The following is a 13,632-nucleotide window of genomic DNA, read 5'->3' on the forward strand; positions in this document are numbered from 1 at the left end:
ATTAAAATTGAACATTTACGCCAACTGCAAACGTGCGGGTTACCGGGTAATTGGTTGCATCAATACCTTGCGACAAAATATCTGTCGAGAATAACTCTGGCGACTGGCCACTGTAACGTTTGGCCGTAAACAGGTTTTGTGATGTTAAGAATACCCTCGCTTTAGAAATCCCCGCGCGTTTTAGCAAATCTGCCGGTAACGAATAGCCAAGCGTTAAGTTATTCAACCTCAGGAAAGCGCCCGACTCAATAAAATAGGTTGATGGCGGCGTTGTTTGCGTAATAGTACTTGGATCTGTGCTTGATGGCTTAGCCGTTGTAAAACGGCTATTAGCGTAGCTTGCTTCAATGTTATCGTTTTCAGATCCGCGGGCATTCTTTTTGCCATTGTAGATCTTGTTGCCCCAGTTGCCATAAAAATCGGCGCTGATATCGAAGTTATTATAGTTTAAGCCCAGGTTAAAGCCGCCAAAATATTTTGGCTGGTATGAGCCTGCAAACACGCGGTCGTTGGCGTCAATTTTACCATCGTGGTTAATATCGGCATATTTTAAACCGCCAACGTGGTTAGCCTCAAAAGTATTAGTTGGCGCCGCAGCAGCCTCGGCATCAGTTTGGAAAACACCTGTAGCCTGCAATACGTAATAGCTGGCAATAGGATGGCCGTTATCTGTACGGGTGATGGTTTGGCCATTAGCACCACCGGCGCTGATAGCCTGGCCGCCGTTGCTAAGCCCTAAAACTTCGTTTTTATTGTAGCTGATGTTAAAGCCAATATTGTAGCCTATTTTGTTGTTGATCTTGTCGTTCCATCTCAGGGCAACTTCCACACCGCTGTTACGGTATGATGCCGCGTTGGTAACAAACAAATTGTCCGGATCGCCAAGGATACCCGGCAGCGGGATATTGGTTAAAGCATTCTTTACTTTTTTGTTGTAGTAATCGGCCTCACCGGTAAGGCGGTTATTTAAAAATCCATAATCGATACCGATATCTAACTGATCCGTAGTTTCCCATTTCAGGTTGGTATTTTTAATATCCTGTATAACGGTACCTGCAACCAGGGTACTGCCAAAGTAATAAGGCAGATAAGGAGTACCGGTTACAATAAATTGCGATGACGCGATGTTGTCATTACCCAGCTCGCCATAGCTGGCGCGTAGTTTCAGGTTGGTGAAAACACTTCCTTTCAAAAAGTTTTCTTCTGATAATACCCAGCCCGCGCCTACAGTATAAAATGTACCCCATTTTTCCTGGAACCTTGAACTACCATCTCTGCGGATACTACCGCTTAACAGGTACTTGCCGGCAAATGAATAATTAACCCGACCTACAAATGATTCGCGGGTAAACAAGTCGCCACCGTTATGGTCAACGGTGTTTACGTTAGGATTTCCCTGGTCTAAAAACCACTGATCGGGATTAGCAGGAACATCAATACGGGTTCCGTTAATAAAGTTCGACCGGCCTTTTTCTGTAACCATACCTGCTAAAACGGTTAAATGGTGCTGTCCAAAAGTCCTGTCGAAAGTAATGGTGTTATCCCATTGATACTGGTAAGAGTTATCGTTTTGTACAAACAATGAGCTATTATCCTGCCTTTGGTTACCACCGCCTACTGTAAAAGTGCTTGCATCAGATGCGAACTGGTACGAGTAGTTTTTTTGGTTATTAAAGCGGGCATCAAGGTTAAATGCCGAATGATAGGTTAACCATTTTACCGGGTTATAATCTAACGCGACGTTACCTTGTATCCGGTTGTTCAGCGTGAAATCGTTGTTTTTATCTAATTGCAGCAGCGGGTTACCCACGTTGCTCCAGGCAGATGTATTACCGTATTTGCCATCAATTATTGAAGGGATTATTGGCGCGGCACGATAAACGTTACCATAAATACCGGCCACATCAACCGGCCTTTCGGCGTTACGGCTTAACGAAATCTGATCTGAAAAACGCAGCTTATCAGAAATGTGAACATCGTTATTGGCCCTGATGGTAAAACGCTGGAAATTGTTGGTTTTCACCACGCCGTTTTCATCAATGTAATTGGCGCTGATAAAATAAGTGCTTTTATCGCCACCGCCAGATACAGATATGTTGTGGTTGGTTTCAAAAGCCTTTTGCGATACGGCCTGTGCCCAGTTTGTAGTACCCGGAATTGTTAATGGCGATTTATCATCGCTGGCTATTTTTGTTGGGCTGGCTACATTTAGGTAGTCAACATATTGCTGCCTGTTGGCTAATTGAATTTGGTTGGCTACTTCCCTGAAACCAACATTGGCATCGTAACTAACCACCGCCGGCCCGGCTTTGCCGCGTTTGGTAGTAATAATTACTACACCATTTGCAGCACGCACACCGTATATAGCTGCCGATGCATCTTTCAACACATCGATGCTTACAATGTCGGCATTGTTTACGTTACGGATATCATCGGTGAGCACCCCGTCAACCACATAAAGCGGGTTAGCGCCAGCCAATACTGAACCAGTACCACGAATACGCAAAATAGGATTAGAGTTTGGCTGACCGGATGAGATAACCTGTACACCTGCAACTTTACCCTGTAAAGCCTGGGTTGGTGTTTGTACAGGCTGCTTGGTTAGCTGCTCGCCATTTACGCTGGCAACCGCGCCGGTTACATCACGTTTCTTTTGGGTGCCGTACCCAATTACTACAACCTGCTGCAGTTCTTTAGCCTCGGGACTAAGCTTAACCGCTAAAGTAGTTTGGTTATTAACCAGGATCTCTTGCGTGGTATAGCCTATGTAAGTAAAAACAAGCGTGGCATTACCAGGGGCCGAGAGGGTGAATGCGCCATTAGCATCGGTTTGCGCGCCGGTGCTGGTTCCTTTAACAAGTACACTTACGCCAATTAAGGTTTCGCCGGTGCCCGCATCGGTAACTTTACCTTTTACGGTCGCGTTTTGAGCGAATGAAGTGTTAACAAAAAAGAAACAAGAAAGCACCAGCACTGAAATAGTAAGGATTCTTTTCATAGTGGTAGTAAATAAAAACGGTTTGAGAAAAATTGGTTTATTTCCAGGCAAAACTGGGGAGATATTATAGCTAAATCAAAAAAATTAACTCAACATTAATACATCAACTTATAAAACACTTTCACATTAATTTAGTTTTAAATTTTTAATGTGCTGAAAAACAACTGGTTATTTTATGCTTAGTGTAAAGCGTACATACTACAGATTGGATGTTAGTTATACCCATAAGAAAATTGTTTATGAGAGGTAATGATGTAGTGTTATAACTCGATGAGAAACTCGGTTAAGTTTTTATCGTGCTCCAGATTGAGTTTTTTGCGCAGACGATAGCGCCTGATCTCGACACCACGTAAGGAGATATTTAAAAGCGATGCCATTTCTTTGCTGCTCATATTCATGCGCAGGTAGGCACATAGCTTAAGATCATTGGGAACAAGATCGGGATGGTTTGCTTTTAGTTTTTTGAAGAAGTTTTCATGCGCTTCGTTAAAACTGTTTTCAAAAATATTCCAGTCGCGCTCATCATTCATACCCTCATCAATTACTTTTTGGATGCGGCGTAATTGATCGTCGGCCAGCTTTTTGCCAGAGTTGTCTTTCAGCTGCAGAATCTCTTCGCTAATTTTTTGCAGCAATTCGTTCTTATAAACCAGGTTCATGGCCGAGTTTGCCAGTTCCCGGCTTTTACCGGCCAGTTCGGCCTGCAACTGCTCATTTTTTATGTTGATAATTTGCTGCTCATTAGCAATGGCTTCCTGCTTCAAAAACTCTTCCTTTTCATACTGTAGTTTTTGGTGGATGCGTTGCTGATGCCTTTTTAGTTTAAGCCGGTAATAATAACGGATGCTGTAGTACGCCAGTATCAGCAGTAAAACATAAAACAACATAGCTAATTTACCGGCATACCAGGGCGCCTGTATTACAAAAGTTATTGTAGTTGTTGCCGATACTGTTTGATCGTTAATTTTGGCCCTTACGCCAAAATGGTAGGTTCCCTGATCGAGGTTGGTAAACTCCTTTTGGGTTTGTGGGGTCCAATCGCTCCATTGTTTGGAGTAGCCGTCGAGGTAATATTGGTACTTTATTTTTGCCTGCCGGTAATAGGGTAGTGAAAACGAAATTCGGATATTGTTTTGCGCATAAGGCAATTCAATCCCATCGGCACTATAGCCGCTTTCACTTAACGAATAAACCTTATCTGTAATATTTTCTACCTGGCGTATAAGCACTTGGGGAATCTGTGTTTTGCTGGGGGCCAGGGCATCCTCATCATTCAATATCACAAAGCCATCATCAATACTGATGAGGTAGGTGGCATCATTAATCCGGTTGATGGTTTCATAATGTTGCACCATCTGCCCGTTAAGGATGCTGAACCTGTTAGTATCGATGCTTAACTTACCGGGGATAGAAAAATCGGCCAGTGCTACCCGTCCGTGGTTAACAAACCAATACTTTTTGCCAATAGCTTTGATAATTTTACTTGAAGTGGCAAACGTGCCCAGTTTTTTGTTAAGCTGGGTGTACTTAAAAAAACGGTCGGTGATATCATCATAAACATAAAACCCGGAGTCGGACGAGAAAACCACCCGGTTATCCAGGTTGAACACATTTACATTATAACTACCGGGCAAGCCGTATTTGCCATCATAAAAAACCTTACCAATCACCTTTTTCAAATCGGCGCTCAGCGTTATTTTGTAAATGCCTTTGTAGGCATGGCTTACCCAAATTTGCCCTTTGCTATCCTGCTCAACATAGCGCGATGGCTCACCAAAACCTTCAACCTTGTGATCAAAGAGCCAGTTACCCGCCGCGTCTTTTTTAAAGATCACCAGGCCGGTGTAATTCCCCTGTATCAGTTTATCTGCACTTAACTTTTTGGTAGTCCACCCCCCGGTTACGTTTGATATTTTGGTGATGCTGCTACCGTTAACCTGGTAGGTGCCATCGTTATGCCCGCATAGCAGGCGGCCATCCTGCAAGCTCAGTTCCCAAACCTGGCCCTGCGAACCGGGGATCAGCTTAAAATCAAATGATTGAAAGAGCTTGCTGTTGCTATTGGGACTCCAATCGCTGTAAAACAGACCCTGATTGGTACCCAGGTAAATTTTATTATCAAATATAATGCTGGAGTAAACGGTGCCGAATTTGCCTGTTTTATCAAAATAAAAGTAAAGTGGCGAGTTGATCTCGATACGGTCTATCCCATTATCCAGCCCGGCCCAAAGGTTTTGCTCTTTATCTGTGTATAAACTCAACACGGTGTTATTTTGCAACCCGCTCGATTTATTGATATGCTGAACCAGGTTGCCGGCGGTATCAACAACGGCAATGCCATTTAATATGGTACCAAAAGCAAAGTATTTACCTGCAACAATGGTTCCGTTATTAAGCTGGTATGTTTTTAAAAAATCATTAGCCTGGTTGGCCCAGGGCTTTATGCTTTGCCCATCGTAAATAAACAACCCATTTTGGGCGGTACCGATGATGTATTTGTTTTTCGGAAGCGGCAATATAGCCAGTACCCCGCTTGACCCCAATATATTACTGCCTGTAATAAATTCAAGTCGGTTGTTTTTAAACTCAAATAACCCCGCGGATACCTGTTCAACAAAGAAGCGCTTGCCTACTTTAAACATAAACAGGTAGGGGCTGGGTGCCTTTATTACATCGATTTTTCCGTTGGCATAAATATAAATAGCCCCGAAAGATTGAAAAATCACCCGGCTATTATCCACATAAATCTTCCAAATCTCTTCATTTAGCGGGTTAAATTTAGCGGGTACCAAACCGCAAAGCGAATGGTATTTAAGAAACCCTTTTTTATCATCGGCCCAGTAACCAAATTCGCCATAAGCGCCTGTGTAAATTTTGCCTTTTCCATCGGCACATACCGAGCGTACAATAAGGCCATGAGGCATATGATACTGTTGCCAGTATTTACCATCAAAGGCAAGCAAGCCTTCGGCATTGCCAAAGTACATAATACCATGCTCATCGCGGGTTACACTCCAGTTTTGGTTGCCCCATTGGTACATGGCCTTGGTATAGTTTTGTACGTATGGCACGCCGATGCTTTTGATATCTACAGCGCGGCTTTGCAGGGTAGCGGTTAAAAACAAGTAAATAAGTAGCAGAAATGGTTTACGCATAGGTACAAATGGAATCGGCTTATCAGGCAAACCAATTTTACGAAAATAAGGTTTGCATCGTAATAAATAAAAATTGTGACTGGGATGGGATATAAGGATTACATTCAAGCGACGCTTGAGCCGAATTATACCAGAAATTATTTAGGCCACATTCATTAAAAAAATAATTTGAAATATTTTTCTTGTTTAATAAATATTTATGTATCATTGTGCCATGAAAAATACAATATGTATACAAAGCCAATTCCCCCCACTGATTTATCAGAGGTGATGTGCTGCGTATTCATATAAATGATATAAAGTATTCAAATCCTCTTAGATAACCTAAGGGGATTTTTTGTTTTCAGGGTAGTATATCAATTGGTTAGATTACCACATTTGGGATGTGGAGGCTCCCGGTTCGAGTCCGGGTTACCCTACCAGGAAATATAGCTCAATGGTTAGAGCGGCACCCTTATACGGTGTTGGTTAAAGGTTAAAGTCCTTTTATTTCCACATAGTTATGATTTATAAATGGCAAAAGATGAAATGAAGTTAAATACAATTTTAGGATAGCAAGTGCGATCCTCACAATGGCCGGTTGCCCGAGCGGACTAAGGGAGTCCTTTGCAAAAGGAATGTTCACAGGTTCGATCCCTGTACCGGCCTCTTTGGTTATTTCCCTGTGGTGCAATGGTAGCACACCTGGTTTTGGTCCAGGTAATCGTGGTTCGAGTCCATGCGGGGAAACTTATGTTTAATATTTATTAAATAGTATTAATTGCGACTACTTATATTATTAATTGCGTAGTTTTACTTTATTTTTTCATAATAAAGCTCAAGTCCGTCTGCTGCCGCGGGTACATCGCCGTAAAACGTCATTTTGGAGGCTTCAATTTTAATATACGATGGAAAATAAGCCGGGTTATCGCTAAAGCTAATCTTGTTGCGGGTTTCAGAACCGATGGTTATGATACTAACAGAATATGTTCCACTTTTTTGAAGCGTGTGTTTAGCGTAAATCTTGTAATTATTACCCTCAAAACTAATAATATTCCCATTTCCGGGCTTATCAGCATTCGCATCGGTAGGTGGCGTACAAAAACAGGCCTTACCACGAAACTCCCAGCTGCCGCTAAGACTGTTTTTAACAGAGTCATCTTTTTTACAGCCGGCAATTAACAGCGCAATGATGCAGAACAGGAAGATATTTCTCATTGATTATCAGGATTATTAAACACTATTACGGTAAAGATGACGAAAATGCTACAACTACATTTTTAGCAAGCCGCTAAAATTACGTATCATCGTAACAACCTTTTACAATTTATAATGAAACGCGTTAAAGCCCTAAGTAATATCACCTTTGTTTTATTAACCGCCTTTATTTTGCAAAGTTGCGACAGCAGCCCCGATGGACCGGGCGTTTGGAAAAACGACAAAATAAACGCAAGTGACCAACACCGCTTTCATGACCTTAACGATAAACTTTTTGCAGCATTAAAAACAAACGATGAAAGCAACCTGGAATTTATCATGTCGGAAGATTTTATTGCTACCAAGAACAAGAAGCGTTTGGTTGAATTGGCGAGCAATCGATTTAAGGAAGACAAATACAAACTGCTTGATGAATATTATATTTCGAGCCGTTACATACACGGTGATACTATTCATAGCAATTTAAATGGGAGCGGTAAGTATTCGCTGTACTGCCCAGGCGGCATAAAAGACCTCTATATAGCTTTTTTTGTACCGCAGAATATTTCTACCCAATACATGATTACAGTTGTTTACAGCAAATTTGATTACGGTTGGAAATTGAGCCACCTTGAAGCCAGTGCTTACGCTAAAAACGGAAAAAACGCCGTTGAACTATATAAAGCCGCTAAAGAAAGCTATGCTAAAGGCTACCTGGTTAACGCGCTTATCAACGGAGCATCGGCATTTGACTGCACCCGCCCATCAAGTATTTGGAAATATGATAACGAGGATGAAATAACAACATTTGGTAACAAAGTTTTAACCGAAGAATTGGCAAAATATCGTGTTCCGCTCGCTTTAAAAGGCTCGCCGGCACATATTCAGGTTATTCGCATATTTAACCAGGAAGACGCTACCGGTACCTTCCCTATGATCTACTACCTTACCAAGATTAAAGTTAGCGATACCACCGCCATCAAAAAAGAAAACGAGGGCATCCAAAAGATAATAGGCCAAACCATTGCGGGAGTAGATAAGGAAAACAAATATGTGCTTTACTCCGCCTTTAATGAATGGCCAACCGGCGTAAAAACCGTGGAGCATTTTGATATGAGGCAGAAGGTTAATTGAGGGGAAGCGCAGAAAGCTTAAAGCCGAAAGCCAAGAAAACTCCCGCGGGCTTTCAGTTCGTGGGTAACATGGATGCCGCTTTTAGCTGCGCCACCATACTACGCAAGCTAAAAGCTTACGCCAGGTTGTCCCACAAGTTACGCTGCGCTAACCTCGCGGGAGCTAAGAGTTTATAACGTTACTCGCTATACTCATTCTTTACTCCCTTTAGCAGCGCGTAAATAGCCATCGCGTGGCCATGCCCAAGGTCAAAGTCGTCTTTAAGCCATTTTACAATATCACCGGCTTTGGCGGTTAACTCTCCGCCTTTTGTAAAACCTTTTTCTTCGGCCATTGCTCTAAAATCGGCCGGGCCTTTGTCAGTTTTTGCTCTGATGGTTTTTAAATATCCCTGAAACGACATATGTTTTCTTATTGGTAAAAGCAAGATAAGTTGTTTTGTTTAAAATGCCTAACACCGATAATCAAAAAACAGCTAACTTGCTTTACCAACCAATAAAGCTACTTTTTATGATCAAGATTAACCGCCTCGCTTATCTGCTGTTGTTTTTTGTTATCGTATCCAGCGCATCGGCCCAAACCATGATGATGAGCAAAGTTGTAACACCGCGGATGCGGGTTATTATTGATAACGATTTTAGCGGAGATCCGGATGGACTTTTCGCGCTTACACACCTGTTATTATCGCCATCAGTTGAGATTAGGGGAATCATCGGCTCGCACCTTAAGGTGGGTGATGGCTTTGACCATTCCACAACCCAGGCAGATAATGCGGTCAAAAAAGCTACCGAACTGTTAAAGGTGATGAAAATGGATGGTAAAATCCCGGTAATAGCCGGTTCAAATACAGGGATGCCAAATGATACCACAGTGGTTAAAAGCCCCGCGGTTGATTTAATTATTAAAGAAGCCTCCCGCACCGATATCAATTTGCCGCTTTATGTTATTTGCGGAGCAGGCCTTACGGAAATTGCATCAGCGGCGCTTACCGATCCTAAAATTGCATCAAAGCTCACCTTAGTTTGGATAGGCGGACCGGAATATAACGACCTTGCACTACCTCCGCCAAATTACTCCAGCCCGGAGTATAATTTAAACATCGATATCAATGCCGCAAGAGCCGTATTTAACCATACCCAACTTAAATTATGGCAAATACCACGCAATGGCTACCGCCAGGCTTTACTGCCATATTCAGAATTATTAACGAGGATTAAACCGCATGGCGAAATTGGTAAATACTTAAGCAATACGCTCGAAAATTTGATGGGACGTTTACAGCAGTATCATTTAAATATTGGGGAGACTTATATTTTAGGCGACAGTCCGCTGGTATTGCTTACCGCCCTGCAATCTTCTTTTGAGGCCGATCCGTCATCAAGCGAATACACGCTTAAACCTTGCCCTGCTATAAACACACAAGGAGGATATGATTATAATGCCAATGGCCGCAACATCCGTGTTTACGGTCGCCTTGATATTAATCTCATGTTTAATGATTTTTTTGCCAAGCTTGAGTTAATGGATAAGTAGATTCCCTGCTTTGGGCTTTGAGCCTTCTGCTTTTAGCTCACTCAAATACTGTCAAGCAACTCGTGCTCGCTGGTGTTTAATAAATCGGCTATATTGATAAAATCCTCCAGGGTGATATTGGTATAGCCTAATTCTATTTTACTGTACGCGTTTTGCGACATATTGAGTTTTGCCGCCATGTAATCCTGCGAATAGTTTTTTGACCTGCGCAATACACGTATCCGGCCTACAATGGCTTTAATTCTACTTTTAACAACGTTTGACATATTGGTATTTAAAAAAGCTCCACCCCAAAATGTCGACACTTGTATGCCGATACCAGAGCGCTTGTCAATACTTACGAACAGGTAAGTATTTTGGATTTTAGCCCCATTAAAAATTAATAAATTAAACTTTAAATTTAAAGCTGTCGGTTTTATTACTACGTGTTGTATAGTATAGTACACTATTTTTATGGCATTATTACAACCAGGCAGGGTAAAAAGTAATTGGCATTCCATTTGTAATTGTTTTGTCACAATCATTTCAATAACAATTATTATTTAACAACTAAAAAAATCTATCATGAACTCAATATTGTATATCGTAGCTGTAATCCTGATTATTGGATGGGCACTTGGCGCATTTGTTTACTCTGTTGGCAGTTTAATTCACATTTTATTGGTTATTGCCATCATTGCTTTAATATTAGGTTTCTTAAGAAGAGACACCGCCATATAAAACCTTCAGGTTAACAACATTTACAAAGAGCCAGTTTGCGCAATGCAAACCGGCTCTTTGTATTTTAAGCGTACTGATAACCATTGTTTTAAAACTTTTTTAGCCTATAACGCTTAATGTATTAACCCGTTTAAAAATTAATGGATACCGTTACACATTTAGCTTTGGGCGCCTGCACCGGCGAAATTTTACTTGGCAAAAAGCTTGGCAAACCAGCGCTTTTCTGGGGGGCTTTAGCGCAAAGCTTTCCGGATATTGATACCGCTTTGCAGCCCTTTTTCCCTGCGGACGAAGCTTTTCTTATCCACCGGGGCTTAACACATTCTTTTTTGTTTGCCGCTGTTATGGGTTTTGTATTTGCCCTGGTAGCCCGGCGGGTTCATCAAAAGCAAAACCTTAATCTTTTGCCTTTAGCTGCCTTCTTTAGTTTTGAACTTGGCCTGCATGATTTGCTCGACTGTTGCAACAGTTACGGCACCGGCTTGCTTGAACCGTTTAGCAATCACCGTTTCTCTGTCAATTTATTGTACGTGGCCGATCCTCTTTTTACCGCCGCTTTGTTGATCGCAGCAATTGTACTCCTGTTTAAACCCGCTCATTATTCAAAACGCGCGGTTTGGGCCTACGGAGGGCTATACATGGCAACGCTTTACCTCTGTTTCGCGGCTTTTTGCAAAATGACTGTTAATCGCAAGGTGCTGTCATCTTTAAACACACCTACGGATAGCTATTTTACAACGCCTGCGCCATTTACCAGCATGCTGTGGTATATTGTAGTGCGTAAGGAAAAAGGCGATTACACGGGTTACAGTTCTGTTTGAGACGACGAACAAAGTCCCGTTGATTTTGAATGGCATGCCAGGGCCGATAGTTTATTAACCACACATGTTAACGAACAAACCCGCAGGTTAATCCAATTTGCGGATAACGATTACATCATAACCCAACAAAACGGGAAAAGCTATCTCAACATTCCACGGTTTGGGCAGGTACAAGGCTGGGCAAAGCGCGATGCCGCGTTTTCGTTCAGCTACCCTTTAAATGATCCTAAAGCCAGTGCCGCCTTGCTGCAAAAAGGCCGGTTAGGCGGCTGGAATAAACAATCGATAAAAATATATTTACGGCGCATTGCCGGCCATCAAATCATCAACAACCAAACCCTTTAATATGCACTGGTATATACTTACGGCCCTTTATATTGCCCTGGTGGGCTTTGTTTGCCTCCGCATATTGTACGATACCGTATCTACCAGTAAAACTTTTGGCTACCTGCTCATTGCTATCCTTTTGCCGGGCTTAGGTATGATCATTTATTTTGCAGTCGGTGCCAATTACCGCAAAAACAAACTTTACAGTAAAAAGATTGTGCGGGACAATACCCTCCTGGAAGAGATCCTGAAAAAAATCCGCATGGAATCAAAAGAAGCCTGGGATACCGGGGGCACCGAAGTAAAAACGCACAAAAAACTGGCCCGGCTGCTGGTTAATGACAACAGTCCGCTAAGCGGGCATAACGATGTTAAACTATTACTGAATGGCGAAGAAAAGTTTCCCCTGGTATTAGAGGCACTGCGGGCAGCAAAGCATCATATTCATATAGAGTATTATATTTATGAGGATGATGTAATTGGCAACCAGGTAAAAGATGTGCTGATACAAAAAGCGGCCGAAGGTGTAAAAGTGCGTTTCATTTATGACGATTTTGGCAGCCGGTCTATTCGCCACAAATTTGTGGATGAATTGCGGGTCGGTGGGGTAGAGGCTTATCCTTTTTACAAGATATTCTTTGTGGCGCTATCTAACCGTACCAATTACCGCAATCACCGCAAAATTATTGTAATTGATGGCTGTACAGGCTTTGTGGGCGGCATCAACGTTAGCGACCGCTACATCAACAAGCCCGAAAACGATAATCCGGTATTTTGGCGGGATACGCATTTACGCATCAATGGCCCCGGTGTATTTTACCTTCAATACCTGTTCATTTGCGATTGGAACTTTAGCGCCGGTCAGCACCTGAAACTGGAAAAGGATTTCTTTTGCACTACCGATAACAAAAAAGGCAAAGCCATGGTGCAACTGGCCGCCAGCGGACCAGACTCATCTACCCCAACCATTATGTTTTCGCTGATGGAGGTAATTGGACTGGCCGAAGAGGAGATCCTGATCACCTCCCCGTATTTTATTCCCGGCGAAAGCATGATGGATGCAATTTGCATGGCCCTGCTTAGTGGGGTTAAAGTGAAGCTGCTGGTACCCGATAAATCAGACTCTGCTGTTGTAAATGCCGCGGCCCGTTCTTATTACGGAACGATATTGGATTGCGGTGCCGAAATCTACCTTTATCAAAAAGGCTTTGTACACGCCAAAACCATGGTGGCAGATAGCAAGCTGGCCATCATCGGCTCGGCCAATATGGACCACCGCAGCTTTGAGCTTAACTTTGAAGTAAACGCCATGGTATACGATACCGAAATAGCCACCCAACTCCGGGATGCTTTTTACAACGACATTAAAGATGCCAAAAAGATAAATCCCAAAACCTGGAAAAAACGCCCCCTGTTTAAGCAATTGCCAGAGAAGTTTGCGCGGTTGTTTTCGCCGTTATTGTAGTATTTCCCCATTCCCTCCCTTGGGAGGGGCGCGCCGGAAATGAGCGCAAAGGCAGGGAGGGATTTCTACATGCGATTGAGCAATGTTACAAGAACAGCTGAATAAACCCCTACCTCCCCTTCCCCAAGGAAGGAATCGCACAGGTCCATCGCTATAAACTTTCAGGTTTCTACCCCGGCTTCCGCCCCAACCCCTATAATAATTTCCCAATTCCCTCCCCTGGGCTACTGTGTGTACACAAGTTGCGAAAAAGTTGGACTTTTGTTTGATGAACGAACCAATTAATTCCAACCCTGATTTTGA

10 protein-coding genes and 4 tRNA genes are annotated in these 13,632 nt (G+C 42.6%); 9 read left to right on the top strand and 5 right to left on the bottom strand.

Going from position 1 to position 13,632, the window contains the following annotated elements; translation table 11 throughout:
- Window position 1 precedes the first annotated feature (1 nt).
- Window positions 2-2,998 carry a SusC/RagA family TonB-linked outer membrane protein gene (locus QWZ17_RS22350; protein ID WP_290307544.1) on the bottom strand — a complete coding sequence of 999 codons (2,997 nt, stop codon included), beginning with the start codon at window positions 2,996-2,998 and terminating at the stop codon, window positions 2-4.
- Window positions 2,999-3,258: 260 nt separating this feature from the next.
- The gene (locus QWZ17_RS22355) at window positions 3,259-6,153 is read right to left on the bottom strand and encodes a ligand-binding sensor domain-containing protein (RefSeq protein ID WP_290307545.1); all 2,895 of its coding nucleotides are present in this window, start codon (window positions 6,151-6,153) and stop codon (window positions 3,259-3,261) included.
- Between the two features lie 345 nt (window positions 6,154-6,498).
- On the opposite strand from QWZ17_RS22355, the gene QWZ17_RS22360 reads away from it, so the two are divergent.
- From QWZ17_RS22360 to QWZ17_RS22375, 4 genes are all read left to right on the top strand, one after another.
- A tRNA-Pro gene (locus tag QWZ17_RS22360) sits at window positions 6,499-6,575 on the top strand.
- A tRNA-Ile gene (locus tag QWZ17_RS22365) sits at window positions 6,576-6,648 on the top strand. It begins immediately after the preceding tRNA gene.
- Window positions 6,649-6,727: 79 nt separating this feature from the next.
- Window positions 6,728-6,801, top strand: a tRNA-Cys gene (locus QWZ17_RS22370).
- Window positions 6,802-6,811: 10 nt separating this feature from the next.
- Window positions 6,812-6,882 (top strand) — tRNA-Gln (locus tag QWZ17_RS22375).
- Between the two features lie 63 nt (window positions 6,883-6,945).
- On the opposite strand, the gene QWZ17_RS22380 is transcribed toward QWZ17_RS22375, so the two are convergent.
- Window positions 6,946-7,350 (bottom strand): hypothetical protein, encoded by a 405-nt coding sequence (locus tag QWZ17_RS22380; RefSeq protein WP_290307546.1) that lies wholly within the window; start codon window positions 7,348-7,350, stop codon window positions 6,946-6,948.
- 114 nt (window positions 7,351-7,464) lie between these two features.
- Here QWZ17_RS22380 and QWZ17_RS22385 point away from each other — a divergent pair, with 114 nt between their 5' ends.
- Window positions 7,465-8,463, top strand: a complete 999-nt coding sequence (locus tag QWZ17_RS22385; RefSeq protein ID WP_290307547.1) for a hypothetical protein — start codon at window positions 7,465-7,467, stop codon at window positions 8,461-8,463.
- 178 nt (window positions 8,464-8,641) lie between these two features.
- On the opposite strand, the gene QWZ17_RS22390 is transcribed toward QWZ17_RS22385, so the two are convergent.
- Window positions 8,642-8,866 (bottom strand): DUF4287 domain-containing protein, encoded by a 225-nt coding sequence (locus QWZ17_RS22390; protein WP_290307548.1) that lies wholly within the window; start codon window positions 8,864-8,866, stop codon window positions 8,642-8,644.
- 107 nt (window positions 8,867-8,973) lie between these two features.
- Between QWZ17_RS22390 and QWZ17_RS22395 the strand changes: the two genes are divergently transcribed.
- Entirely contained in the window at window positions 8,974-9,996 is a 1,023-nt protein-coding gene (locus QWZ17_RS22395) for a nucleoside hydrolase (protein ID WP_290307549.1), read from the top strand.
- A gap of 41 nt (window positions 9,997-10,037) precedes the next feature.
- Here the strand turns inward: QWZ17_RS22395 and QWZ17_RS22400 are convergent, their stop codons facing one another.
- Entirely contained in the window at window positions 10,038-10,496 is a 459-nt protein-coding gene (locus QWZ17_RS22400) for a helix-turn-helix domain-containing protein (protein ID WP_290307550.1), read from the bottom strand.
- A gap of 64 nt (window positions 10,497-10,560) precedes the next feature.
- Here QWZ17_RS22400 and QWZ17_RS22405 point away from each other — a divergent pair, with 64 nt between their 5' ends.
- The 3 genes from QWZ17_RS22405 (at window position 10,561) to cls (ending at window position 13,329) form a co-directional block, all read left to right on the top strand.
- A complete protein-coding gene (locus QWZ17_RS22405) occupies window positions 10,561-10,716 on the top strand; it encodes a lmo0937 family membrane protein (RefSeq protein ID WP_290307551.1) in 156 nt (51 codons plus the stop codon).
- Between the two features lie 140 nt (window positions 10,717-10,856).
- A complete protein-coding gene (locus QWZ17_RS22410; RefSeq protein WP_290307552.1) occupies window positions 10,857-11,537 on the top strand; it encodes a metal-dependent hydrolase in 681 nt (226 codons plus the stop codon).
- 346 nt (window positions 11,538-11,883) lie between these two features.
- A complete protein-coding gene (gene cls / locus QWZ17_RS22415; RefSeq protein ID WP_290307553.1) occupies window positions 11,884-13,329 on the top strand; it encodes a cardiolipin synthase in 1,446 nt (481 codons plus the stop codon).
- Window positions 13,330-13,632: the final 303 nt, after the last annotated feature.

Origin of the sequence: Mucilaginibacter flavus (assembly GCF_030409315.1) — a bacterium.
Lineage (GTDB): Bacteria > Bacteroidota > Bacteroidia > Sphingobacteriales > Sphingobacteriaceae > Mucilaginibacter > Mucilaginibacter flavus.

Bases quoted from the DNA above. Each gene is read 5' to 3' on its own strand.
- QWZ17_RS22385 (WP_290307547.1), top strand. From the start codon at position 7,465: ATGAAACGCGTTAAAGCCCTAAGTAATATCACCTTTGTTTTATTAACC.
- QWZ17_RS22355 (WP_290307545.1), bottom strand. From the start codon at position 6,153: ATGCGTAAACCATTTCTGCTACTTATTTACTTGTTTTTAACCGCTACC.
- QWZ17_RS22410 (WP_290307552.1), top strand. From the start codon at position 10,857: ATGGATACCGTTACACATTTAGCTTTGGGCGCCTGCACCGGCGAAATT.
- QWZ17_RS22390 (WP_290307548.1), bottom strand. From the start codon at position 8,866: ATGTCGTTTCAGGGATATTTAAAAACCATCAGAGCAAAAACTGACAAA.
- QWZ17_RS22405 (WP_290307551.1), top strand. From the start codon at position 10,561: ATGAACTCAATATTGTATATCGTAGCTGTAATCCTGATTATTGGATGG.
- QWZ17_RS22380 (WP_290307546.1), bottom strand. From the start codon at position 7,350: ATGAGAAATATCTTCCTGTTCTGCATCATTGCGCTGTTAATTGCCGGC.
- QWZ17_RS22400 (WP_290307550.1), bottom strand. From the start codon at position 10,496: ATGGAATGCCAATTACTTTTTACCCTGCCTGGTTGTAATAATGCCATA.
- cls (WP_290307553.1), top strand. From the start codon at position 11,884: ATGCACTGGTATATACTTACGGCCCTTTATATTGCCCTGGTGGGCTTT.
- QWZ17_RS22350 (WP_290307544.1), bottom strand. From the start codon at position 2,998: ATGAAAAGAATCCTTACTATTTCAGTGCTGGTGCTTTCTTGTTTCTTT.
- QWZ17_RS22395 (WP_290307549.1), top strand. From the start codon at position 8,974: ATGATCAAGATTAACCGCCTCGCTTATCTGCTGTTGTTTTTTGTTATC.